22 protein-coding genes are annotated in these 25,806 nt (G+C 39.7%); 15 read left to right on the top strand and 7 right to left on the bottom strand.

The genetic code is table 11. The annotated features are described in order from the left end of the window. The first annotated feature begins 412 nt into the window (after positions 1 to 412). Both gshA and HJP15_RS13220 read left to right on the top strand, forming a co-directional pair. Positions 413 to 1,990, top strand: a complete 1,578-nt coding sequence (gene gshA / locus HJP15_RS13225; RefSeq protein ID WP_054205153.1) for a glutamate--cysteine ligase — start codon at positions 413 to 415, stop codon at positions 1,988 to 1,990. A gap of 125 nt (positions 1,991 to 2,115) precedes the next feature. Then, on the top strand, positions 2,116 to 2,724 hold the full coding sequence (locus tag HJP15_RS13220) for a transglycosylase SLT domain-containing protein (protein ID WP_054205154.1): 609 nt from the start codon (positions 2,116 to 2,118) through the stop codon (positions 2,722 to 2,724). A 55-nt stretch (positions 2,725 to 2,779) separates the two neighbouring features. On the opposite strand, the gene HJP15_RS13215 is transcribed toward HJP15_RS13220, so the two are convergent. The 3 genes from HJP15_RS13215 to HJP15_RS13205 all read right to left on the bottom strand — a co-directional run bounded on the left by HJP15_RS13215 (position 2,780) and on the right by HJP15_RS13205 (position 5,884). Beyond that, positions 2,780 to 3,619, bottom strand: coding sequence for a mechanosensitive ion channel family protein (locus tag HJP15_RS13215; RefSeq protein WP_054205155.1), 840 nt, complete (start codon positions 3,617 to 3,619; stop codon positions 2,780 to 2,782). Positions 3,620 to 3,747: 128 nt separating this feature from the next. Next, positions 3,748 to 5,016 carry an HlyC/CorC family transporter gene (locus HJP15_RS13210; RefSeq protein WP_152960587.1) on the bottom strand — a complete coding sequence of 423 codons (1,269 nt, stop codon included), beginning with the start codon at positions 5,014 to 5,016 and terminating at the stop codon, positions 3,748 to 3,750. A 61-nt stretch (positions 5,017 to 5,077) separates the two neighbouring features. Beyond that, positions 5,078 to 5,884 (bottom strand): cytochrome C assembly family protein, encoded by an 807-nt coding sequence (locus tag HJP15_RS13205; RefSeq protein WP_054205157.1) that lies wholly within the window; start codon positions 5,882 to 5,884, stop codon positions 5,078 to 5,080. A 272-nt stretch (positions 5,885 to 6,156) separates the two neighbouring features. Between HJP15_RS13205 and ffh the strand changes: the two genes are divergently transcribed. From ffh to tyrA, 6 genes are all read left to right on the top strand, one after another. Further along, positions 6,157 to 7,536: a signal recognition particle protein gene (ffh, locus tag HJP15_RS13200; protein ID WP_054205158.1), complete on the top strand. Its 1,380-nt coding sequence runs from the start codon at positions 6,157 to 6,159 to the stop codon at positions 7,534 to 7,536. 259 nt (positions 7,537 to 7,795) lie between these two features. Beyond that, positions 7,796 to 8,044, top strand: a complete 249-nt coding sequence (gene rpsP, locus HJP15_RS13195; RefSeq protein ID WP_016708927.1) for a 30S ribosomal protein S16 — start codon at positions 7,796 to 7,798, stop codon at positions 8,042 to 8,044. 17 nt (positions 8,045 to 8,061) lie between these two features. Then, positions 8,062 to 8,598, top strand: coding sequence for a ribosome maturation factor RimM (rimM, locus tag HJP15_RS13190; RefSeq protein ID WP_054205159.1), 537 nt, complete (start codon positions 8,062 to 8,064; stop codon positions 8,596 to 8,598). Next, complete coding sequence (gene trmD, locus HJP15_RS13185) at positions 8,598 to 9,365, top strand: tRNA (guanosine(37)-N1)-methyltransferase TrmD (protein WP_170173963.1); 768 nt, start codon at positions 8,598 to 8,600, stop codon at positions 9,363 to 9,365. Before rimM ends, trmD begins: the two co-directional genes overlap by 1 nt. Before the next feature lie 33 nt (positions 9,366 to 9,398). After that, positions 9,399 to 9,758 carry a 50S ribosomal protein L19 gene (gene rplS, locus HJP15_RS13180; RefSeq protein WP_007581406.1) on the top strand — a complete coding sequence of 120 codons (360 nt, stop codon included), beginning with the start codon at positions 9,399 to 9,401 and terminating at the stop codon, positions 9,756 to 9,758. A 618-nt stretch (positions 9,759 to 10,376) separates the two neighbouring features. Next, the gene (gene tyrA / locus HJP15_RS13175; protein ID WP_170173962.1) at positions 10,377 to 11,510 is read left to right on the top strand and encodes a bifunctional chorismate mutase/prephenate dehydrogenase; all 1,134 of its coding nucleotides are present in this window, start codon (positions 10,377 to 10,379) and stop codon (positions 11,508 to 11,510) included. Between the two features lie 265 nt (positions 11,511 to 11,775). Here the strand turns inward: tyrA and HJP15_RS13170 are convergent, their stop codons facing one another. Further along, positions 11,776 to 12,183: a type 2 periplasmic-binding domain-containing protein gene (locus HJP15_RS13170; protein ID WP_054205162.1), complete on the bottom strand. Its 408-nt coding sequence runs from the start codon at positions 12,181 to 12,183 to the stop codon at positions 11,776 to 11,778. Positions 12,184 to 12,193: 10 nt separating this feature from the next. Then, positions 12,194 to 13,339 carry a porin gene (locus HJP15_RS13165; protein ID WP_054453325.1) on the bottom strand — a complete coding sequence of 382 codons (1,146 nt, stop codon included), beginning with the start codon at positions 13,337 to 13,339 and terminating at the stop codon, positions 12,194 to 12,196. A gap of 363 nt (positions 13,340 to 13,702) precedes the next feature. On the opposite strand from HJP15_RS13165, the gene HJP15_RS13160 reads away from it, so the two are divergent. The 5 genes from HJP15_RS13160 (at position 13,703) to HJP15_RS13140 (ending at position 22,624) form a co-directional block, all read left to right on the top strand. After that, entirely contained in the window at positions 13,703 to 15,925 is a 2,223-nt protein-coding gene (locus HJP15_RS13160; RefSeq protein ID WP_054205164.1) for a TonB-dependent receptor, read from the top strand. Positions 15,926 to 16,080: 155 nt separating this feature from the next. Then, positions 16,081 to 17,874, top strand: coding sequence for a flavin monoamine oxidase family protein (locus HJP15_RS13155; protein WP_054205165.1), 1,794 nt, complete (start codon positions 16,081 to 16,083; stop codon positions 17,872 to 17,874). Beyond that, positions 17,861 to 19,630, top strand: coding sequence for a thiamine pyrophosphate-binding protein (locus HJP15_RS13150; RefSeq protein WP_170173961.1), 1,770 nt, complete (start codon positions 17,861 to 17,863; stop codon positions 19,628 to 19,630). The genes HJP15_RS13155 and HJP15_RS13150 overlap by 14 nt, the downstream gene beginning before the upstream one ends. After that, a complete protein-coding gene (locus tag HJP15_RS13145; protein WP_235575713.1) occupies positions 19,627 to 21,330 on the top strand; it encodes an FAD-binding oxidoreductase in 1,704 nt (567 codons plus the stop codon). The genes HJP15_RS13150 and HJP15_RS13145 overlap by 4 nt, the downstream gene beginning before the upstream one ends. Before the next feature lie 622 nt (positions 21,331 to 21,952). After that, positions 21,953 to 22,624 carry a hypothetical protein gene (locus HJP15_RS13140; protein ID WP_170173960.1) on the top strand — a complete coding sequence of 224 codons (672 nt, stop codon included), beginning with the start codon at positions 21,953 to 21,955 and terminating at the stop codon, positions 22,622 to 22,624. Between the two features lie 67 nt (positions 22,625 to 22,691). On the opposite strand, the gene HJP15_RS13135 is transcribed toward HJP15_RS13140, so the two are convergent. Continuing rightward, a complete protein-coding gene (locus tag HJP15_RS13135; protein ID WP_054453335.1) occupies positions 22,692 to 23,060 on the bottom strand; it encodes a hypothetical protein in 369 nt (122 codons plus the stop codon). A gap of 99 nt (positions 23,061 to 23,159) precedes the next feature. On the opposite strand from HJP15_RS13135, the gene HJP15_RS13130 reads away from it, so the two are divergent. Then, positions 23,160 to 23,705, top strand: coding sequence for a GNAT family N-acetyltransferase (locus HJP15_RS13130; protein WP_170173959.1), 546 nt, complete (start codon positions 23,160 to 23,162; stop codon positions 23,703 to 23,705). Between the two features lie 74 nt (positions 23,706 to 23,779). Then, positions 23,780 to 25,450: a gamma-glutamyltransferase gene (gene ggt / locus HJP15_RS13125; RefSeq protein WP_170173958.1), complete on the top strand. Its 1,671-nt coding sequence runs from the start codon at positions 23,780 to 23,782 to the stop codon at positions 25,448 to 25,450. Between the two features lie 24 nt (positions 25,451 to 25,474). Here the strand turns inward: ggt and HJP15_RS13120 are convergent, their stop codons facing one another. Further along, positions 25,475 to 25,615, bottom strand: coding sequence for a phage integrase N-terminal SAM-like domain-containing protein (locus tag HJP15_RS13120; RefSeq protein WP_082355613.1), 141 nt, complete (start codon positions 25,613 to 25,615; stop codon positions 25,475 to 25,477). Between the last annotated feature and the right edge of the window lie 191 nt (positions 25,616 to 25,806).

The raw sequence follows: 25,806 nt of genomic DNA, 5'->3' as shown, positions 1-25,806 counted from the left end.
CCCGATTATAAAGTTCATCCTAAATTAATGAAAGGTAAAATACCTCAAGTGGGTACGCATAGATTGCTAATTACACTTTTGATGATCTAAAACAAATAAAAGGTCAATTAACCATATTTACTTTGCAGTTATTTGAATGGTTAGCTCGACTGGGCGGGTCTATGTATTTTGAATAAACCACATCATGATATATGTCATGACAGTGGTGCGTTTAAAGCAATTGTATATTGACACTTTCAATGGCAAGATTAGTCTATAATGCATTGGCAAATTTGTACGCCTTGCTGTAATTCGCGCGGTAGTTTGTGTGGCAAATAATTAGAATAAGTGTGATCCCTATTATTTAGCCTTGAGTATTATCAATTCGCCCCCATTGACTTAAGATTAAGCCACGTGGCTCGAGGAAGCATTTTTGACTACACATGATCTAAATAAAACGCTAGCAGCGTTATCTCCAGAACAACATCAATACGCAATTAAAGGTATTCAACGTGGCATAGAAAGAGAAGCATTGAGGATTCAGCCTAATGGTGTTATATCACAGCAAAGACATCCTAAAGGGGTTGGTAGTGCGTTAACAAATGGGCATATCACCACTGATTTCTCTGAATCGTTATTAGAGTTTATTACACCGGTTAGTGAATCTGCCGAAGAAACGTTAAGTCAGTTGCAAGATTTGCAAAAGTTTACCTTAGCGCAGATGGGGGATGAGTTATTATGGCCTATCAGTATGCCGTGTTTCATTGAGCACCAAGACGACATAGTGTTAGCTCAATTTGGCGATTCCAATATTGGCCGAATGAAAACACTCTACCGCCAAGGATTGAAAAACCGTTACGGCAGCATGATGCAAGCTATTGCTGGCGTGCACTTTAATATTTCATTCCCTGAAACGTTTTGGCAAAGTTTGCAGACAATAAAAGGCGACAAGGGACCGTTAACTGATTTTATCTCAGCAGGTTACCTCAGCTTGATCCGTAACTTTAAACGAGAGCTTTGGTTAATAAGCTATTTATTTGGTGCGTCACCCGCTTTATGTAATTCGTTTTTACAAGGTCGTAAGACGGATTTACCATTTAAAAAGTTAGGCAAAGGTACACTATACCTTGAAACAGGCACGGCGCTTCGATTAGGTAACTTAGGTTATACAAATAGTGCGCAGTCATCATTAAAGGTTATGTATAACTCATTAGATGAGTATGTCGCCGGCTTAAAGCGTGCGATTAATACGCCATCAGATATTTACAGTGGCATTGGCGATTACAATAATGATCAACCAAAACAGCTTAATAAAAATATCTTACAAATAGAAAATGAATTTTATTCTCCAATCCGGCCTAAGCGCAATGCAAAAAGTGGTGAAACACCAACGGATGCATTATTACGTGGTGGTATTGAATACATAGAAATTCGTGCATTAGATGTGAACCCGTTTAGCGAAACAGGCATTAATATTGAACAAATTCGCTTTCTCGATGTATTTTTAACATATTGCTTGTTAAAAGATTCACCGGACATGGATTGGGACTCGCAACAGCGCAGCACTGAGAATCTAGATACCGTTGTTAATAATGGGCGTGCTAGTCATGTTGAGCTCAATAAATCAGGCGCACCAAGTAATTTAGTCGACTGGGGACAAGAGGTGTTTGCTCAGCTTCGCTCTGTGGCTCATTACATGGATAATGCTTATGGTGTCCAATACTACAGTGAAACGGTTGCACGCTTATCTTCGTGGATCACAGATCCTACACTTACTTATTCAGGTCGCTATGTGGCGCAATTGAAAGAGTCAGGTCTTGATAACGGACACTTTGCTTTAGCATTAGCTAAAAATTACAAGCATAGCCATCAAGCAACGCCATACAACGTTTATTCTGATAGCTATTTGCAACAACAAGCACAGCGTTCAATACAGGACGAGCTTGCTGTAGTTGCTGCTGATAGCGTATCTTTTAAAGTGTTTTTAGATGAGTATTTTAAAGATAAATAACAGACAAAAAAAACGCAGCCCATATGGGCTGCGTAAAAATTCTTCAGGGATGAAACAATGCTAAACTGCGCATTCATAAACTAAGACCGATGTTTTTATTAAAAGTTCAGCGAGAATCAAAATAAATGAAAAAAAATTTAATAATTCTATCGCTGGGAGTGATTTTAACCGGCTGCGCGACCGCTCCGCCAAAGCAACCTAATGATATCTGTAAGATTTTTGAAGAAAAATCAAGTTGGTATTATGATGCCAAAAATGCCCAAGAAAAGTGGGGCTCACCAAAGCATGTGCTAATGAGTATGATGTATCAAGAAAGTTCATTTAAGCATGATGCAGCACCTCCAATGGAATATTTTTTATGGGTTATTCCCACCGGGCGTGCAAGTTCTGCTTATGGCTACTCCCAAGCTAAAACACCAACATGGTCTGATTATATTCGCGAAACAGGTAACAGCGGGGCTGATCGTGATGATTTTGATGATGCTATCGACTTCATGGGTTGGTTTGTTTATAAAACGCATAAAGTGAATGGCATATCAAAATGGGATGCTTACGCACAATATTTAAATTACCACGAAGGCTGGGGTGGCTATAAACGTGGCACCTACAAAAAGAAAAAGTGGCTAATGGGTGTCGCAAATAAAGTAAAAAATAGGGCAAGCCGTTATGGTGCTCAACTTAAAAAATGTGAAGATAGTTTAGACAAAGGTTGGTTAGATCGTTTATTTGGCTAATTTAAAACTAACAAGCCCGCACTGCGGGCTTGTTAGTTTTAAGGGGGCAGGCTATTTACTTCCCTGGAAATTGATGGATATGTACATCTCTTTGTGGGAATGGAATGGTGATATTCTCTTTATCGAAAGCGATCTTAACGCGCTCGTATAAACCAAAATATACCGGCCAATAATTTTCAGAGTCAACCCATGCCCAAACGAGCATGCCAATATGGCTATCACCATGTTGGCTAACATGCACAATAGGTTTCTTCGCTTCATCACCTTTAAGCACTAACTCATACTCATTTAGGACAGCCATTAACACCTCGCGAGCCCTTAGTACATTATCTTGGTAGCTAATGCCGAATTCGATATCAACACGGCGAGTTGGCTCTGCAAATTTATTTTTAACACAGCCATTTGAAAGTGCGCCGTTAGGGATGATAATCTTTTCATTGTCGTAGGTAAGTAAGATAGTAACAAAAATTTGAATTTCAACGACTTTACCCATATGCCCTTGTGCTTCAATGACATCACCAATTTTAAATGGTTTAAAGAACAAGATAAGTACACCACCAGCAAAGTTAGCTAAACTGCCTTGTAAAGCCATACCTACAGCCAAACCTGCAGCGCCGAGCATCGCGATGAATGAGGTGGTTTCGATCCCAATCATCGAGGCAACAGAAATGAGTAATAGGACTTTTAATATCACTGAAATAAACGAGACTAAAAAGTGAGTTAAGCCGGCTTCAAATTTCACTTTAGCCATTGATTTTTCGGTCATATTTGCAATTCGGCCAATAAACCACCAGCCCACAACTAATACAAATATTGCGAGTAAGAATTTAGGGCCATACAACATAAGCATTTCGATAGCTTTGGTGTATATAGTCTCTACTGAAATATCATCCATTAAAGTTCTCCGTAAGATAAAGAATTATAATAGCTTAATATATATCACTGGGTTGAGAATCAATGTCGGAAAATTCAGAAATAAGAAAGAGAGATAGAGTAACTTACTGGTTACTCTATCATTTGGGGTTAGGATTTGCGTAAAGCGGCTTGAACTCGAACAAGTTTAATCATGTTCTCTTTCACCTCAATTACCTCGATAGGGTAGCCTGCAATGCGTAAACTTAAATTTGCATTTGGAATATCTTCAAGGTACTCAACAATTAATCCACTTAGCGTTTTTGGGCCATCAAGCGGAAATTCCCAATCCATTTCTTTGTTTAGATCACGTACGTTAGCACCGCCATCCACTAAAAATGAACCATCCTCTTGTGATACAACTTCTTCACTTGGAGTACGTGTTTGAGTAGTCGTAAAGTCGCCAACCACTTCTTCAAGAATATCTTCAAGGGTTACTAAGCCTTGAATATCGCCGTATTCATCGACGACTAAACCAATGCGTTCTTTTGATTGCTGAAATTTAAACAGCTGTGTATTAAGCGATGTGCCTTCAGGGATAAAGTAAATTTCACGAACTGCGCGAAGTAGTGATGGCTTATCAAATTGCTCTTTCGTTAACAAGCGCAGCGCATCACGTGAGTGGATAAAACCTACCGCATCATCAATTTGGTCACGGTATAAAAGTACGCGTGTATGTTGTGCGTGGGTAAGCTGTTTACTAATAAGTTTCCAGTCATCATTGATATCAATGGCCACGATCTCGTTACGGGGTATCATAATATCTTCAACAGTGACTTGCTCTAAATCTAAAATAGAGGTCAACATGCTTTGGTGGCGAGCGGGGATCAGCGCACCAGATTCATTCAGCACTGTTTTTAATTCTTCCTTACTCATACTGTGCTCATCTATTTGTGCCGCACTAATACCAAATAAGCGTAATATACCATTGGTCATCCAGTTAACAACGACGACAAATGGAAAGAGAATCTTTAGCAAACCTTTGAGTATTACCGAGCTTGGAAAGGCAACTTTTTCAGGATAAAGCGCAGCAAGCGTTTTAGGTGTTACTTCTGCAAAAATAAGGACGACTAACGTAAGTGCGCCAGTGGCAATAGCGATACCTAAATCACCATATAAACGGATACCAATTATAGTTGCAACCTGTGCGGCAGCAATGTTTACCAGATTATTACCAATTAGGATCAGGCCAATAAGTCTATCAGGACGGCTCAAGAGTTTGTTGACACGCTTTGCTGCGCGGTGGTTTTCTTTGGCAAGGTGGCGTAAGCGGATTCTGTTAATTGACATAATGCCCGTTTCAGAACCAGAAAAATATGCAGAACAAAGTATGAGTATTCCAAGTATTATAAACAAAACACTTGTAGAGATGTCGTCCAAAGAAGGATCCTTTTTTATTTAATCAAGGTATATTAAGCGGTAGAGAGCACGCTGAGTCAAGTTAAAACTTATTAAGGATAACTTCTTGCACAAAGCGGCTACCAAAATAAGCTAATGTCAGTACAAATGCAGCACTCATTATAGCAAGTACAACAGGTTTTCCGCGCCAGCCAAATCTTAAGTGACCAAGTGTAACCGTGGCAAAAATAGCCCATGCACATAAAGATAAAATGGTTTTATGTATAAACTCTTTAGCAAACATACCTTCGAGGAAAACCAACCCTGATAGCAAAGCCAAAGTAAGAAGTGCTGTTCCTAATGTCAATAAATGATAAAGCTGGCGTTCAACCACCATTAATGGAGGAAGATGACTACGCACGATCGCTAAATCTTTGCGCTTTAACCGCTTATCAATAAAATAAAATTGCACACCATATAACGTAGCAATAATAAGTACACAATAAGCGAGTAAAGAGAGTGATATATGAGTAACAAGGCCGATTTGTATATCAATACTTTGCAATAGAATATGATGAGGAATAAATAAACTAGCAATTGTTAGTAAAGCCGCAAAACCATACACCACAGGCAATAGTAATGTTGCAGGGAACTTTAATGAAACCGTGGTGACAGACACCACGATCACCCAGCAAGTTAAGAGTGCGACATTCACGATACTCAAATCTTGTCCATCAGAACGAAAGACCGAATTTACCAGCAATAGCATGTGCGCTAAGATAGCGATAGTGCTTAGTATCACCGTGAGCTTTTGGCTCGGACCTTGTTGGTGAAATAATCGAGATAGGACATGTGATGTCGCTAAAACGTAAAATAAACTGGCAATAATAGTTAAACTAATAATCAGCATAGTACTTGGGCCACTCAATTTGAGTCAAATATCCTTGTTAGAGTAAGTCCATTGTATTTTATAGCAAGACAAATGCCTAGGCTTTGTAAAAAGAAACTCAAACAGCCTACTTGAGTACTATATTGTGCACCTTAATTTACGGTATACTGTTTTTAATTAAAATTTTAATATTACTGACTAAGTTAAATTAACGCATATAAAGAGCAAACTATTAATTTGCTCACGGTGTGAAATTGAGCTGTCGGTATATCACGTTTGATCGGAACCTTTACATGTTTGAGAACCTCCAAGAACGATTAGGTAAAACCTTAAAGAATATCAGCGGCCGCGGTCGCCTAACTGAAGACAACATAAAAGATACGCTACGCGAAGTTCGTATGGCTTTTTTAGAAGCTGACGTTGCTTTACCCGTTGTTCGCGAGTTCGTTAAACAAGTTAAAGAACGTGCGGTAGGCGTTGAAGTAACTAAAAGTTTAAGCCCAGGGCAAGTTTTTATTAAAATAGTTCGTGAAGAGCTAGAAAAAGCCATGGGTGAAGCAAACGAAGAGCTAAGCTTAAACGCACAACCGCCAGCTGTTGTCATGATGGCGGGTTTACAAGGTGCGGGTAAAACCACCAGTGTTGCCAAGCTTGCGAAATTTTTAAGAGAGCGTAAAAAGAAATCAGTGTTAGTGGTCAGTGCCGATGTATATCGTCCTGCCGCAATTAAACAGCTAGAAACGCTTGCCGCAGAAGTTGAAGTTGAATTTTTCCCAAGTGATATATCACAAAAGCCAGTTGATATTGCAACGGCCGCTATAACACACGCAAAAAAGAAGTTTATTGATGTTGTATTAGTCGATACCGCAGGCCGATTACATGTCGATAATGACATGATGGATGAGATAAAAGCGCTGCACAAAGCAATCAACCCAATCGAAACCTTATTTGTCGTTGATGCTATGACAGGTCAAGATGCGGCAAACACAGCTAAAGCATTTGACGAAGCATTGCCGCTTACTGGTGTTATATTAACAAAAACCGATGGTGATGCTCGCGGTGGTGCGGCGTTGTCTATTCGCCATATCACCGGTAAGCCGATTAAATTTATGGGGGTGGGTGAACGTACTGATGCACTCGAACCTTTTCATCCTGACCGCATAGCATCCCGTATTTTAGGGATGGGTGATGTACTTTCATTGATCGAAGAAGTCGAGATGAAAGTCGATAAAGAGCAAGCTGCAAAAGTAGCTGAAAAAGTATTTAAAGGCGATGGTTTTACCCTGGATGATTTTGCTGAGCAACTAAAGCAAATGAAAAATATGGGTGGCATGATGTCGATGCTTGATAAGTTACCAGGTATGTCAAACTTACCCGATGCAGTGAAAGGTCAAATGGGTGATAAAACCTTTATTCAAATGGAAGCGATCATCAGCTCAATGACTAAAAAAGAGCGTGCCCGTCCTGAAATCATTAAAGGTTCGCGTAAAAAGCGTATAGCAGCGGGTTCTGGTACCCAAGTGCAAGAGATAAATAAGTTGCTAAAACAGTTTACGCAAATGCAAAAAATGATGAAAAAAATGAAAGGTAAGGGCGGAATGCAAAAAATGATGCGCGGTATGAAAGGCATGTTACCCCCTGGAATGATGGGTGGTGGTGGGCCTAAGTTTTAATTACCAGCTAAGTTTTGTAGGTATTGTGTACAAATTAATTTAAAAAAGAGGCAAACAGCCTCTTTTTTTGTGGATAAATTATGCATTCAAAGACTTATATAGACTCAATTAACGCGGAGATCATAGTTTAATCAAGTTAACTCCTATTTTGAGTCACTTCTTACTTGCATTGTTGCTAAAAACTCGTACAATTCCCCAGCTCCCCATACTGGGGAGCAATTCTTATTAATGAAAACAGTCAATCTATTTAGAGGACGGTATGGTAACTATTCGTTTGCAACGTGGTGGCGCTAAAAAACGCCCTTTCTATCAAATTGTGGTTGCGGATAGCCGTTTCTCGCGTGACGGTCGCTTCATCGAGAAAGTAGGCTTTTTTAACCCAATTGCTAGTGGTCAAGAAGAAAAAGTACGTTTAGATTTATCTCGTGTTGAACACTGGGTAGGTCAGGGCGCATCTCTTTCAGATCGCGTAAGTAAGTTAGTAAAAGACGCTCGTAAAGCGGCTTAATAGGCGTAAGTGTAACCATGAGTCAAGAGAACACCTCATCAATAATTGTCGTAGGAAAGCTCGGTGCCCCATATGGTATAAAGGGCTGGCTTAAGGTACATTCATTTACTGATGATCCCCAAGGGATCTTCGAATTCAGCCCGTGGTTGATAGGGCAGCAAGGTAAATGGCAGACCTTAGAAGTGGTCGACTGGCGTCGCCACAACAAAGGCTTTATCGCTAAATTTGCGCAAGTAAACGACCGAGACGAAGCAATGGCTTATACCCATGCAGAAATCTCAATGGATGCAGCGCAATTACCAGAACTTCCGCAAGGCGAGTTCTATTGGCGAGATCTCATTGGCATGTCGGTTATAACTGATAAAGGTTATAACTTAGGCATCGTTGATGACCTGATGGAGACAGGCTCAAATGACGTATTGGTTGTTAAAGCAAACAATAAAGATGCATTTGGTCAAGCTGAACGTTTAATTCCATTTTTAACTGATACAGTTATTAAAGAGATTAAACACGATGCTAAAGAAATTACCGTAGACTGGGATCCTGGCTTTTAATGAGTCAAACTAGTTCGTTGTGGGTAGGGGTTATCAGCCTTTTCCCGGACATGTTTGATGCCATTACAACGCAAGGTGTAACCGGTCGCGCAGTAAAAAATGGTCTGATCGACTTTAACAGCTGGAACCCACGTGACTATGCTATTGATAAGCATAGAACAGTGGATGATCGCCCTTACGGGGGCGGTCCAGGTATGTTGATGATGGTTGAGCCATTGAAACAAGCCATTCTTGACGCTAAAGCAGCGGCAGGTGATGGTGCAAAAGTAATTTATATGTCCCCGCAAGGGCGCAAATTAGATCAGCAAGGGGCAAGCGAACTCGCAAGCTCTAAAAAACTGATTTTAATTGCCGGTCGTTATGAAGGTATAGATGAGAGAATAATAGAGTCATATGTTGACGAAGAATGGTCAATTGGTGATTTTATTTTGAGTGGTGGTGAACTACCTGCTATGACATTAATTGACGCAGTAGCGCGATTAGTGCCAGGTGTTTTAGGGCATAACCAGTCAGCAGAGCAAGACTCATTTTCGAATGGCTTGCTAGATTGTCCTCATTATACTCGGCCAGAAACATTGGACGACAAACAGGTGCCTGCTGTATTACTCAGCGGAAACCACCAAGAGATAGCAAAATGGCGGCTAATGCAGTCATTAGGCAGAACTTGGCTACGACGTCCTGACTTGTTGCATAACCTAGCTCTGACTGAGGAGCAAGCGGTATTACTCGCAAAATTTCAGCAAGAGTACCAAAAAGCTTGTGGCTAGAAGACAGTTACACCTAGGAAAGTGAGAAACATAATGGCAAAAGTAAACCAAAATATTATTAAAGCGCTTGAAGATGAGCAGCTTAAAACAGACGTACCTGCATTTGGCCCTGGTGATACAGTGGTTGTACAGGTAAAAGTAAAAGAAGGTGCTAAAGAGCGTCTACAGGCCTTTGAAGGTGTTGTAATCGCTAAGCGTAATCGTGGTCTTCACTCAGCATTCACAGTTCGTAAAATCTCGAACGGTGAAGGTGTTGAGCGTGTATTCCAAACGCACAGCCCTCTTATCGATAGCGTAACAGTTAAGCGTCGCGGTGCAGTTCGCCGTGCGAAACTTTACTATCTACGTGAGCGTTCTGGTAAATCTGCACGTATTAGAGAAAAGCTTAACTAATACGCGCTGTTTATCAACGCAAAAAAACGGGTTGCAGCCTTCGGGTTGCAACCCGTTTTGGTTTTTTAGTGACAAAGAATAAGTTAGATATTATACCAATCGGCTTAAATATTTAACCATTCTAGCGGACTAAATAAAGCGCTAACTGCGTTAGTAATTTTTCATGTACGACTGCATGGATGCAGGAGCTAGAGCAATGCAGGAGCAATTGCCGAGAACAACACCATGTCAAAATTTCTGCCTTGTTGTCACTGTACTTATCTTTCGCTATAAATGGTCATTAACTTAACACGATTGGTATTAGAGATCAGGCGCTACCATTCTCATATCAGTCCAAAAATGTTTAATTATTTTATCGGTTGGGTAATGTAGAATTACTGATAATCCGCCAAATAAAGTTATAAGCCCTAAGGTGAACGCCTAAAGTCGATTAGCAAGCGTTGACGATAACTCCGGACAGCTTATAAATTACAACTCATAGCTCCCAACTCAAATCACATTCTTTTCTTTATTTAACCTTTTAACAGTTAACCGATCCTGTTAGTATTTATTGTATTGATTAGTTTACTTTTATGTAAATATAAATATACAAAATTACATTTTTGAGGTGTATAGAGCGTGGCGAATATTAAAGATTTAGACCAGTTAAGAATAGGTATTGATGATTGCGATACACAGCTGGTTGCATTGCTTGCTCGGCGTAATAGTATTACCCAAAAAATTGGTGAAATTAAGCAGCAAACAGGTGCCCCTTTACACGCACCAGAGCGTGAAGCCTCTTTGTTAGCGGCCAGACGCCAAGAAGCAATAAAGCAAGGCGTTAATCCTGAGCTTGTTGAAGATATTCTTAGGCGTATGATGCGAGAAGCGTATCAGAACCAACAAGCTAAATTGGCATGTAGTGCCCCGCAGCTATCACCTATTGTTATTGTTGGTGGTCAAGGTGCAATGGGGCAGCTTTTTGCTCAGCAATTTATTCGCTCTGGTTATGAAGTCAGGATCCTTGATAAAGATCAGCAAACGAATGCACAAGAAATTTTAAAAGGCGCAAAACTGGTGATGATCAGTGTGCCTATAAACGCCTTAGAAACGATAGTTAGAGCATTACCACCACTTGATAATGATTGTTTATTGGTTGATATAACATCGGTTAAGCAAGCACCATTAAGTGTGTTAAAAGAGGTACATGGCGGGCCTGTGGTGGGTTTACATCCCATGTTTGGTCCTGATATTTCTCACTGGGTTAAGCAAACGGTGGTGGTCTGTGAAGGGCGTGAGCATCAAGTTGCGCAAGGATTATTATCTCAGCTGCAAGTGTGGGGCTGTCAGTTAGTTGAACTTGATGCTAAAAAACACGATGAAGCTATGCAAATTATTCAAGTTATGCGCCATTTAACCACCTTTGTTTACGGCCAGTTCTTAGCTAAGCAAGGTCATACACTTGAAGAATTGCGAAGTTGCTCGTCACCAATATACCAATTAGAGTTAATGATGGTAGGGCGCTTATTTGCACAATCACCAGAGCTTTATTCCGATATAATGTTGGCACAATTTGATAATGTAGCGCCATTACTTGCACAGTATCAAGAGACATTTGCGAGTACGTTAAAAAAGCTCAAAGCGGGTGATAAAGTTGGGCTAATAGATTCATTTGCTGAAGCAAAAGAATATTTTTCAGATTCAACCGCGCACTTCTTAACCCAAAGTCGCAGTTTGCTCAATAAAGCTAATGACGCAAAAGTACTTGATTAATAAAACGTTTAAAAAATACCAGTCAGTTAAACTGACTGGTATTATACCCAAGCCACCTCAAGAAGCAGCAACGATGAGAGTAAGTCCCTATGAAACGCCCAACGGGTTGGTTTTAAAGCGATTTAGACTGCGTTACTTTTATAAGGAATTGATTTTAATAGTAGAACCACTATTACTTGCAGTCAATGCCTTGCCTAAATCGCTTTTAATTCCAACTAAAACTCGCATCTTGAGGTGGTTTGGGTATTTTACATACGCTTATATTTTAAAATGTAGCAATTACTTTTACAGCATCGCTTACTTTCGCGCTGTCAATATAACCAATAGAATCGGCGTTACTTACTACAAAATCAATAACTGCTTGATCGGAATCTAGTTTCTCTGGCGGTGTGCCTTTACCAGTAAAAACAAGCTTAGACCAATAAGCATTTAGCTGACTACTTGATTTGCCAACAACCTTGTTATTAAACTCATCAACAACACTGTTACCGTTTTGATTTACGGGGTTAACCTTTACACCATCGGCAAATGATTTGCTTTTACCTAGGTAGATTTTTTTTATCTCATTTTTGTCTAATGAATTGCTATTACTTGGGTTTACTATAACTGCAACATCAGCAAATGCTACAAAAGAGCAAGTTGAAATTAGGCTCGCTAAAATTAGCTTTTTCATTTTTATCCCCTTAAAAAACTAAATCTACAGCAACGGCAATAACGTCCGTTTCAGTATCTGTAATGTCATTTTTAAAACGGCTAAAATCTACTTTTAGCGCCGCTGATGGGTGGAAATCATAACGAGTGCCTATCGTGTAAACAGTGCTTTGTGCTTTAGTGCCCAAAAGTGCTTGGTTGATAGCGCCATTAAGAGCAGGGATTTGAGTTATTTTATCAAAATCAGCGGCGTCATGTTTATCGTCATTGTTCTCGTAGGTGAAATGCACAATAATTTCATCCATACGATAACCAACAGAAGCATAATATTGCGACTGTTTTGCTAATATACTGTTTTCAACTTCAAGTTGAGTATATTCAGCGTCAAATAGTATGTCGTTATAATCAATTGAAAAACCAACACCGATAAATGTTCCATCATCTTCAGAAATCGCAATATCATTTGCTTGTGTTACTAACCCGTTATCACGCAGTGTTTTCTCAAGGCCATTTAGAGCTTGGCCTGTAGGCTCTTGATCACTTAGGCCAATAGATGTTTCAGCAACAAGGTATGCTGCACGGGCACTGAACCAATCATATGATAAAGTCCAGTTAATGCCTGCTATATCATTTAGCTCAGCTTTATCGTTATAAGTAACAACTCCAATATTACCATCAAAGCTGCCATAAATAATTTGTAGAGTTGAGTCCCAGTCACCTAGCTGTGATGTGTGCAGCAGGCTAAGGCCTTCGTATGTTGAAAATGGAATATTGTAAACAGATTGAGGTGGTCTTACCCAGCGATATGCATAGCCAACATCTATAAAGTCAGAATAACGATAAAAAGGCACACGCATTTTACCTGCACTGAGTTGCAGCTCATCGGTAAATTCGTAAGTTAAGTATGCCCATTCAAATTCCGCATTGAAGTCATTTTCACCACGGGCAACAATTTGTGCTGTTGCGCTCAATTTATCTTGTAAGTCAGCAGATAACTGTAATGCAAAGACACTCTCATTTTTGAATGAAATATCATTGTCATATTCATACAAGGTTGAATCGTTATCTAATGTTTTTCCGCCAACTATTGATGCAAAACCGTTTATGCGAACTTCAGCGTTTGCATAACTTGTTACGCACGCGCAGCAGATAGCGACAGCTAAGGATAGCTTTTTCATATGTGTGTCCTAGGTGTTTAGTATGTTGATTTCGACTACATTATAGAATGAAAGGGGTAAATTATCGAATGTTATGTTTTATTTTATCTTATGTATGTTGTTTTTGTTCTTGTAATGGGTAAATAATCTGTAATTTGTTTTTTTTAGGTTTTATAAATCCTATTTGCGAATGGTTTATTATCATAATTAATGAAATGTTTAACTAAAGTAATAAAAGTGACGACTTACATTAAATTTATACACAAATTCACAATACTGTCATATAATATCCTTCCAGAGGAAAGATGCTTATTTAAGCATCTTTTTTTGTGCCTGATATTTAAAACAGCGCAAACACACACACGGTATCCTTTGGAGAGAATTTTGAAATTACGTAACCTTTCACAGTTAAGCTTAGCAATAATTGCCACTTTTGCGACTACAACTTATGCTCAAGATGAAAAAACCACTGCAAAGCAGGATGCTTTTGAGAAAATCGAAATAACAGCACGTAAGCGCACCGAAAGTATTTTTGAATCCCCAACAGCGGTGACTTCAATCGGTGAAGATCTTATCGATAAAGCCAATATGAGTAATCTTGAAGACATAGGTAAATATGTACCTAACCTAAATATTACTCGTTATGGTGTGGGTAATGCAGCCCATGCATCTGTTTTTATTCGTGGCATAGGCTTACAAGATCACATCATCACCACAGACCCTGGTGTTGGTGTATACCTAGATGGCGTTTACTTAGGGCGTCAAATGGGTTCTAACTTGTCATTACCAAACGTTGAGCGTGTGGAAGTGTTACGTGGCCCTCAAGGGACTTTATATGGGCGTAATACATTAGGTGGCGCAGTAAATATCATTACAAAACAGCCCGGTGATGAAGGTATTTTAACAACGACAGCAAAAGTGGGCTCTCGTGGGCGCATCGCTGGCGATGTGTATTTTAATAATGCATTGACTGATGAGCTGAGTATGTCTGCCAGTGCATCTTACAAAAAACGTGATGGTGTAGGTAGAGCAATTAATTTAGCCAATCCTGAAAAAGAAATTGGCGAAGAACAAGAAACGAGCGGGCGCGTTGCACTAAAATGGCAAGCAAATAGTGATTTTTCAATGGTTTTCTCATTGGATGCTGTTGATAATGAATCGGGCCAATCACCTTACACAATCGAATTAACACAACCATTAGATGCAAGCGACCCTTTTAATGGCGACTTCCCACTATTAACAGCTGACATGCTACCTGCAAATCCAGATGATTTAGCATCAACGGTAGCAGGTATTGAATCAACGTCATATTCAGGTTGGGGTACATCGTTGAGTGCTGATTGGGCGATTAACGATATTTACTCGGCTAAGTTTATTTCAAGTTATCGTACGTCAGAATATGATGGCGGTTTGGATGATGATGCAACGGCGCTTAATTTATCAGAATTTCCAGAAGAGGGTGGCGCGGATCAATACTCGTTTGAAATTCAATTAAACGGTACATTTGCGGACATGGACTTTGTATCTGGCCTTTACTATTTCAATGAAGATGGCTTTACACGTTCAGGTCCTTTTGTATTTAGTCCTTGGAATACTCCGAATGGTTTATTAAATGATGGCGTATCAGCATCATTTGGAGACTACGGCTTCTTTGACGTAAACCAAGAAACCAACTCATATGCAGCGTATATAAATGCAAGCTATGACTTAACTGATGATTTAAGCATTGGTGGTGGTCTTCGTTATTCAAAAGATAAAAAAGCAGCGAATGCGGTATTCCCAAGTTTTTCTGAGCGTAAATACGTAACCGCTGATTTTGATGCAGTAACATGGGATGTAAACGCATCTTACCAACTTAGCAACAACATGAACGTATACGGTCAAATTCAAAAAGGTTATCAAACAGGGGGCTTTCCGCCTCGTCCATTTGGTGGGCCTGATCAATTCGTACCGTTTGATGAAACTAAAGCAATTAACTACGAGCTGGGTTTAAAAGGGCAGGTACATGAAAATGTATCTATGATGCTTGCTGTGTTTGTAACTGATTACACAGACTTGGCATTACCATTTTCTGATCCAACGGCTGGTGGTGGGTTTGTAACAATTGTTGAAAATGCAGGTGCTTCAAAAGCACAAGGTATTGAGCTTGAAACAACTATCGCAATTACAGATGATTTCACTATTCGCAGCGCTGTTGGTTATTTAGATTCTGAAATTACAGAGGTTGATGCTGGCGTACAAGGTATTGGTATCGGAGATTCACCGGCATTAACACCACGTTGGACTGTAATGGTTGCGCCATCTTACTTTGTTGACTTAAGTAACGGCGGCACAATTGCACTTAATGCTAACTATTCATACCGTAGTGATATGCAAGGTCAGTCAGTATTTAACCAAAGTGAGCAAATTGATTCGCGTGAGTTAGTCGGTTTTAATATTTCTTACCTTAATGCTTATGGCGATATGGAAGTGACATTATACGGCGAAAATGTGCTAAACGAAGTTTACGATGTAGGTCGTCTGCAACAATCGGGTTTTGTAGGCGTGATGCGCAGTAATGACCGCAGTGAATTTGGTATTAAGTTTAAGAAAGATTTTGAGCTTTAATTACTAAAAAAATCTGGTTTAAACATTAAAAGGTAAGCTTAGGCTTACCTTTTTTTGTGAATTTATAGTCGCAGTTCATTTTGTAATAGCGTGTAATAGAACTCGTAATTCTTTTTGACTAGCCTTAGCTTAATTTAGTTAAGGAATAAACAATTATGAAAAACGAACTTGATATAGCAATTGTTGGTGGTGGCGTGTCTGGTGTTTACAGTGCGTGGAGGCTACAACAGCATGAAGGCAAAGCAAAACGTATAGCACTATTTGAATACAGTGACCGCATAGGGGGACGTTTATACAGTAAAACACTGCCCGGGTTACCGAATGTAGTTGCTGAGTTAGGGGGAATGCGTTTTATTCCTTCAGATCATGTCATGGTTAATGCATTAGTTAATAATCTGAACCTGAAAACGCAAGATTTCCCAATGGGTTCTTCTTTACCCATGTATCCTAATTCAAAAGATCCCGCTTTGAAAGATGTAAAAGCGGGCAGTGAAAATAATCTTTTTTATCTGCGCGGTCAATATTTTCGTTACCGAGATTTTGCGCAGTGCCCTGATAAAATACCTTATAACTTAAACGCATCTGAACGCGGCTTTGGCCCTGAGGATTTGCAAGTTAAGGTGATGAACTTAATTTGTCCTGGTTTTGCTGACATGAGTCTGTGTGAGCAAATGAAAGTGAAAGTATTTGGCAAAGAGATTTGGAAGTATGGTTTTTGGAATCTACTTGAGCGAGTACTAAGTAACGAAGCCTATTTATTTATGAAAGAGGCTGGCGGGTACGATGCTAATGTTGCTAATGCAAGTGCAGTTACTCAGCTTCCCGCAACAGAATACAGTGATGACACTGAGTTTCTCACTCTTACTGATGGATTCCAGGCACTGCCATTAACACTGTGCGCGCAGTTTAAAGCGTTACCAAGCTGTTTAGCCGAAGATGACAAAGTGAAAATGAATAAACGGTTAGTGAAAATTAACTATTTGGATGATCCTGATTATCGATATGAATTAATATTTCAATCAACGTGCACAGATCAATATGGCAAAACAGTTGATGACTTAACCGTCACTGATCAGGAAATTGTAAAAACGAAACGGTTAATTTTGGCAATGCCAAGACGTTCATTGGAGCTTATTGAGTCTGAGTTTTTTGCTGATCCATGGTTAAAAGAAAATATCCCCTCAGTACTTATACAAAAAGCGCTAAAAATGTTTATGGCTTACGAGCAGCCTTGGTGGCGAAGTTTAGGCCTAGTTGCAGGTCGTTCAGTGACCGACTTACCAATTAGGCAAACATATTATATGGGAACAGAGTGCGACCAAGCAGGCGGTTTACCAAATACAAATTCGTTATTGATGGCGTCATATAATGATATTGGCTCTATCCCCTATTGGAAAGGCTTAGAGTCTGGTGAGTTATATTCTGGTTACACACCAAGCTATGGATGTGAAGGTTATACCCCACAAGAAATAGTCCCTAAAAGCCAATGCCAAATAACCACTGGCATGGTGGAAGCTGCACACAGACAAATAGAAGCGCTTCATGAGCAAAAAGAATTAGCGATGCCGTATTCGGCCATTTACCAAGATTGGGGAGACGCCCCTTATGGCGGGGGGTGGCATGAGTGGAAAGCAAATTATCGTTTAGATGAAATTATGTGTCGTATGCGCCACCCTGTTGATAAAGAAAACATATATATTATTGGTGAGGCGTACTCATACGAACAAGGCTGGGTTGAAGGTGCATTAAATACAGCAGAATCAACACTTGAGGAGTTTTTTGATTTACCCACACCATGCTGGTTAGATCAAAAGCATAATTATCTACCTGTTAATTGCAATAAGACCTGCAAAGATCAAAGTGAAAAAGTGCAGCCTAATGCAAGCAGTAATACACTTAATGAAGTAACGAAATTTGCGTACGAAGGAATTAACCATGAGTACCAATAATTTTACAGTTGCTGACTATTTATTAACGCGCTTAAAAGAGCAAGGTCTAGAAAAAATATTTCAAGTACCGGGTGACTATGTACAGGAGTTTATGAGCGCACTTGATAAGTTTGATGGTATTGATGCGGTTGGTGACATAACGGAGCTAGGTGCAGGTTATGCGGCCGAAGGTTATGCTCGTTACAGAGGAATTGGCGCAGTATCGGTGCAATATGGAGTCGGTACATTAAGTGTTATAAACGCAATTGCAGGCGCCTATGTAGAAAGAAATCCTGTGGTGGTGATCACGGCTAGCCCATCAATTGATGATCGAAAAATTATCGCAGATACAGGCGCATTATTTCATCACTCAACGGGTAATTATAATTCAAACCAAGTCATATTTGAAAGTGTGACCGTGGCAAGTGGAATACTGTCAGATCCTGAGATGGCTCCAACTATTATAGATGCAGCATTAGCGTGTGCAATAAAAGAAAAAAGGCCAATTTACTTAGAAGCTTGGCAAAATGTCTGGGGGGCAGAATGCAAAGCACCCATGCAACCGCTGGTTATTACCGATTCACCAGCTAACCTAGGTATGCAAAAAACATTACTACAACAGACCATACAAAAGCTAGAAAGTGCAAAACAGCCAATAATTATGCTGGGGATAGAGATCGCAAGGTTAGGCTTACAAGACAAGGTAGAGTCACTTTTACATTTACTTAATATACCTTATACCACAAGCACATTGGCTAAATCGGTGATCAGCGAGCGAAGCGAAATTAGCCATAAATTATTTGTAGGCACCTATGCAGGCGAAGCCTCATTACCTGAAACGTTCGATTATGTGTCGCAATGCGATGCAGTTTTAGCGCTTGGGGTCATTTTTACTGATGACTACATCACGATGCTGACAAATCAAGGCTCTGATCTAATAAGAGTCAATATGGATGGTGCGCTTGTTGGTAACAGTGATCACTTTATTCATACCAGCCTAGCAGTATTTATTAATGAATTGATTGCGCATTTTTTGTGTTCATCAGCAGGCTTTAACGTGACGTTTTCAAAGCCCGACAATTTTGGCTTCAATGCACTGCCGCTCACTAAGCATAGCGATTTGTGCAGCCAAATTAGTTACGAAAGCTTCTTTGCTTTTTATCAACAAGAGTTAAATGAATCGAGTCCCTTAAAAAGATATAACCTTATTTTAGGTGAAAGCTCATCACTTTATATGGCTGCAAGATTGATTGGCATAGAAAAAAATCACTTCGTCAGTGATGCCGCATGGGGATCTCTGGGACATGAAACAGGGTGCTCTTTAGGTGTATCACTTGCAAATGATAACCGTAGTATTGTAATTGCAGGGGATGGCGGGTTTATGATGATGTGCCAGACACTTTCAACGCTGAGGCGTAATCACTGTAATACCGCTGTATTTGTAATGAGTAACGAGGTTTATGCTATTGAGCAATCATTTGTAGATATTTGCGCATTTACACCTGAAGGAAAATTTGCTCCTTTTGATGAATTACCTTCTTGGGATTACGAAGCGTTAGCTCAAGCTTACGGTGTTAAATATTTAAATGTCAATTCAGTGGCAAATCTACAAGATGCATTTAATATTTTATATGAAAATACATCAGCGCCTTACCTCATTAAAGTTGATATTGCACGTGATGATTTAGCGCCAGCAATTCAAACGCTTGCAGAGTCAGTAACCGGTCAAAAACGTGACGAGTGTTTATGTCACAAGGATAATAAAGGGAATATATGATGAATAACCAAAATACAGTTCATGAAGTTTCGCAACAGCCGCACGAACAGCTAAAAAGCGCCCAGAGCCTGATGGCAACTTATTGGAATAATACGCTAAGGTTGGTTCAAGCACTTAAGTCTTTGGATTTTAAAGATGATCAGCTGCTAACTCAAGCATCCCCATCAGTGTCTGAAACTCCAGGGTTAACAGGGTATCAAGCGCAAACCCTTATATTTAATACTCGTTTACGATTCAATCCTGCTGTTATTATAATGTGTGAATCAACAAAAAATGTAGCACAGGCATATAAGCAAGCTATTAGCTTGAACTTACCGATCCGCGTTCGTTCTGGTGGACACGACCATGAAGGGGAGTGTACGGGCACCGATGTGATTTTATTAGATTTGAGCCGATTAACAGATTTTAACGTTGATAAAGTTAACGGCGACTATATTGCTAGTATAGGCTCAGGTTATCGTTTTTTTCAGGTGGTGCCAAAGCTAGCTGATAATAACCCGCCATTGACAATACCTCATGGTACATGCGCAACAGTCGGTTTAGCTGGTTTTATTCAAGGCGGAGGCTGGGGACCATGGACACGTAGCAAAGGGATGTGCTGTGAGTCGCTGGTGGGGGCTACTGTTGTATTAGGTAACGGTGATATTGTTGAAGTAAACGAAAAATCCCATCAAGCTTTATTATGGGCATTACGTGGTGGCGGCGCCCTAAGTTACGGTATAGTGACCAACTTTAAAGTAAAAGCATTTGAGATCCCAGAAGAGATCCATCGCTTTGTAATAAACTGGAATACTAATGACGAGCATGCGCAACTCTTGCCCACGTTTGAGCTTTTATCGCAATGGGAAGACGTTATAAATAACGCAAGTACCGATATGCTGGTCGGCACTAATTTAAAAATTAATGCAGTTGCTGCTGAGCACGCGACAAGTGAAGTTAGAAAGTTATGCCACCCGAGCTCTATGTACGGCTATTGGCAGGGAAGTTGGCAGGCACTAGAAGAATTTGTAACAAACAACTTTAGCAATAGTACACCAGTACACCAAGGTACAGATACAAAAGCTAACTATAACAGTGCATTAATGAGTAATTGGTCACGAAACTCCCTTTACGATGTACTAAAGAATAAAATGCACGTAGGTAATTTAACGAATACCGATGGCATGCCATTCACTCCTGACTTTGATGCACCTGCACCACATAAATTAACATCTAAAGTTGTGAAAATTAGTGGTCTAAAAAAAGAAGGGAAAGATCAGTTAATTCAAAGTTTAACGTCAGATTTAATTAATGCGAAGAGTAGTGATTTAGGCCTGTTTAGTTACGTTACGCTCGGTGCTATAGCAGGTCCTTTCTATGATGAAATAAGCGAAGAAGAGCCAAACGCCCGCGTTGCATTCCCTTATTCAAAATCTCAGTACACTATTCAATATCAAACATGGTGGAATGAGTCGGTTGAGTTAAAAGAAAAAGGCCAAAATAATGAGGTCTACAATTATATCAATAGAGCAATGGACTGGATTGAAGTAAGCCGAGAGACACAAATTAATGGAACTGAGGGCGCGTTTATTAGCTTTAAAGACAGTGCAATCCCAACAAAAACGTACTTCCTTGGTAGTTATCAGCAACTTATTGATGTAAAAGAAGCATATTCAAAAGACTCTTTTAATCACCTAAGGTCACGTAAAACGATTATTTAATTTGGTCGAACCAAGTTTTATTTAAGCACTAAAAGCGCTGGTTAGCTAAAATGTCATTTTTGTTTTATTACAAAGCAAAAGTGGCATTTTTAACATCACATATCCCCAAACAATTGACGACCATAATATTGAAATTTTACTTTCGTTTATCCATAGAATCGCCATGTTAAGTATCTAGGGCGTGTTGACCTTTCGTGATTGATTTTGCAGCAGTCTATTTGGTATTTAGGCAAGGCAGCGCCTATGGTGTGTGGTTGCTCCCCATAAATAGGCGATAACGCAGTATAAATGCCAAACATGCGCTGCCCAAAGGGTTCTTCCTAAGGGTGATTAACTCTTTGTTACCTGCATAGAGGGTAGGTAAGATGTGTGAGCAGGACGCGGAAGCTTTGCTCGATTTTTACTTATTCTCACATGGATGTGAGCCAGTAGAATAACGCAGGAGCAGTTATCGAGCCCACTCGATTACAAACCTCGCGCCGCGATTAAATCGCCCCTAGATTGAACAAATTTCAATCCACAAAGGTCAACACACCCTAGCTTTCGTATGCTTATTTTATATTTACAGTCATTGTATTGAGAGAATATAGTGACGATATAAAAAATAAGGATCAGCATTAAAATGGAACATACGTTTTATTTACTCACGCGACAACAACAGCACGCTTTTCAATTAAAATTAGTGGGGTTATTTATTGTAGGCAACCTCGTTTTAGCAGGGTTGTTTTTTATGCTCTCAGTTTTATTTTTATCAATATTTGCTGTTTCAATCAGTCTTTCTGTATTTGCACCATTTATTGACATACCCAGCGGAATTAAAGCGGGTAGCCTTAAATATTATTCACCCTTGTTGATTGGTGAAAAAGTAAAAAATGCACGTTTGGTGCTACATGGCGGAAGTTTATTTGATTACTATTTTGTACTTAATTCAAAAGATAGCGCGCAGCAGCGCACTAAACAGGTATTTTCAGGCTACATTGAAGGGCTATTAACGCTGATAAGCGAGTATGAAAACCATCAGCCAACACACATTACTTTAAAAGCATCGAGTTATATTATTCATCCGCGAACAGCTAATAAACTCGGTTTACGCCAAGTTGAAACAGATCCGCTGCAACGTTTTATATTGTATTTTAATTTTATAAATTTAAGTTGTGCAATGTCGTTGATCAAAGGCAAATTCACTCTTGTTAATATGAAAAAAGTGTATACGTTTGAAGGGGATCTTGATGTGTTGATCACTAAAAAACAGTATTTAGGTAAGTTACAACAACGGATCAATACGGCTGAATAAACGTACATGCCATAAATACAGTACGGGCTAGGTGAATAAACACATAGCCCACAGGGAAAATATGTTATTAGTTGTTTTTCTCTTGCTCGCGTTTTTCACGTGCTTCACGTAATTCAGCTGCGAGTTCTTGCGCTTTTTGCTTGGTTTTCTCAGTGAGTTCACCAGCGGCTTCTTTACTCTCTAACCATGCATCAAGAGCGACTTCTTTACCGTCATCATACATATCTAGGCCTAGCTTTTTACTCTCACTAAGTAGCTCATCAAGCGATTCACCTTTAAATTCGTTAGTGGTTTCTTTTACATCATTCCATGCATCGGTGAGCGCTTCTTGAACGTCGGCTTTTGCTTCAGAGGCATCTTTTTTTACTTCGTTAGCATCTTCACAACCAGTTAATGCTACACAACCTAATAAAACTAAACTTGCTAATTTGTTCATATTTGTTCTCTAATAAAAGGATTGAAGCCTAAGAGTTTTTATCTTAGGTACGGTCATTATTAATGACAACGCAATAACAAGCAATATACAGGTAGAAAAATGAATATACCCCAAACAGCACGACTTAATTTTAAATTAATGGGCGAAAGAGATGCTCAGCTACTATTTTATTTAGACAGCGATCCAGATGTAATGCGCCACCTCACGCGTGGTAAAGTAAGCTCAATGCAAATGATTAAAGAGGTATTTATCCCTCGCTTGCAAGCCTACACTAATCCAGATAAAGGCTGGGGCTTATGGCAAGTAAATATTACTGACACTAATACATTTATAGGCTGGGTGTTGATACGTCCTATGGGATTTTTTACAGATGAGTCAAATTTTAGTGATATAGAAATTGGTTGGCGATTTAAGCAACTAAGCTGGGGAAAAGGATACGCAAGCGAAGCGGCTAAAGCAGTGGCAGAAGTCATAGAAAAACAAGCCGGTGTCACCGCATTGAGTGCAACAGCCCTAAAAGACAATATTGGTTCAATTAAAGTAATGCAAAAACTAGGAATGCAGTTTATTAAGCAATACATTCATACTGACGAAAATGGTGATTTACCAGCGGTACTCTATCGCAAAAGTATTGAGATTGAGTAATAGTAGTTTGACCGTATCACGCACAGAGTGTATTAATAAAATAATTAAAAAATAAATACAACAAGGAATTAATTATGTTTTTAGGTGCTAGGCATTTACTGCTATTGAGTGCAGTAGTTATTCAATTACAAATGAGCGTGTTAGCAAATAATACCAAGCTGGCTCAAGCGGCCGTTGCAATGCCAGATAGTTATAGCAGTGATACGGCACGTGTTATTTTAGAGCTTGGCGGAAATGCTGTAGATGCAGCAATTGCAGCGCAGTTTGTGTTAGCCGTTACTTTACCTGAGGCTGGGAATATCGGCGGCGGTGGCTTTATGTTGATTCAAAAAGACGGCAAAGGAGACTTTATTGATTACCGCGAAACAGCACCCAGCGCAGCTCACCGAGATATGTACTTAGATAAGCAAGGTAACGTCATTACTAATAAGTCAGTATACGGGATCCATGCCAGCGGCGTTCCCGGAAGTGTTGCAGGCATGTGGTTAGCGCATCAAAAACATGGCACACTCAATTGGGACGTATTAGTTGAGCCAGCAGTTAAGCTAGCCGAACATGGATTTATAGTGCATCCAAAGCTTGCTAGTAGCATAGAGCGTTATATTGCACGGATGGCTAAAAAAGAGGTATCTATTAACTTTGCTGATTATTTCTCCAGTGCTAAGGCGAATAAAAACTTCAAACAACCTGAGCTAGCAGCCACATTAAAGCGTATTCGTGATAAAGGCCAAGCAGGGTTTTATGAAGGTGAAACAGCAAAAATTATTGCTGACTTTATGTCTGAGCACGGTGGCATTATTACACAAGCAGATTTAAAAGCGTATCAAGCTAAATCAAGAGTCCCTATGAAATCAGCGTGGAATGGTTATGAAGTACTTACTTCGCCACCACCCAGCTCTGGTGGCATCGCTATTTTACAATGGCTTAAAATGTATGAGTTAACAAAACCTGCGAAAGGGCTGGAGCATAATTCAGTAGGGTATATTCATTTATTAGCCGAAATAGGCAAACGCGTGTTTGCTGATAGGGCAGAGTATTTAGGCGATCCCGACTTTTTTGATGTACCAAAAGCGGCGTTAATTGCCAGTGATTACCTTAAAAAGCGTAGCAGTACGATAACGCTAGATAAAATATCAACGACTGAAAACATTAAACCCGGTTTATATGAAAGCGAACAAACCACACACTTTTCAATTGTTGATAAGTGGGGCAATGCAGTATCGAATACCACCACGATTAATTTAGGATACGGCAGTGGCGTAGTGGTTGCAGGTGCAGGCTTTTTACTTAACGACGAAATGGACGACTTTAGTGCAAAACCAGGGGTAATGAATGTATTTGGCGCGCTCGGCGGCAAAGCCAATGAAATACAGCCTCATAAGCGTATGCTCAGCTCAATGACGCCAACCATCTTACTCAAAGACAATAAAGTAAAAATGGTCACTGGCTCACCGGGCGGCACCACGATTATTAGCTCAGTGTATGAATCTATTTTAAATGCGGTGGAATTTAATATGAGTGCGGAACAAGTGGTAAACAGCCCGCGTTTTCATCACCAACTTTGGCCTAAAAACGTGATCCGTCATCACCCAGGTTTAGATATAGAGGTTATTAAAGCACTTGAAAAAATGGGCTATACACTCAATGAACGCCGTTTTGGAGATATGCACGTGATTATTGAACGCAACGGCAAACTCGACGCAGGCTCTGAAGCATCAGGGCGCGGAAAAGCGGTGGTGTTTTGAGGTAGCAGCGGTAAGCGGTAAGTTTTAAGGTTGCTCGGTTTCAGTATCTTCCATGGAGCTTGAATGTTGCATATTATTAAAACGGATATAGGCAGCTATCCAAAACAGATAAGCTTCAATAGTGCTCTTAGCATACCGCTTGCTATACATATGATCTTTAATCATGCTTAGAAAAAGAGATTTCATAAATAATATTCAACTTCCAAATTGAACTGTATGTATAGGGCTATGTTGTAGTTGAGTGTGGGTATTAAAAATTCATATCATAATGCCTCTTTTATCCATGTTTGATCTGAATACTCAGTGTTATCTTCCATAAACCTAAACCAGCTTAAATAATTCTCAATGTAGTCTGT

The organism is Pseudoalteromonas sp. NEC-BIFX-2020_002 (assembly GCF_013002825.1).
GTDB lineage: Bacteria > Pseudomonadota > Gammaproteobacteria > Enterobacterales > Alteromonadaceae > Pseudoalteromonas > Pseudoalteromonas neustonica.
Note: the sequence above shows the minus strand (reverse complement) of the source record. Positions and strands in the feature narration are given on the sequence as shown.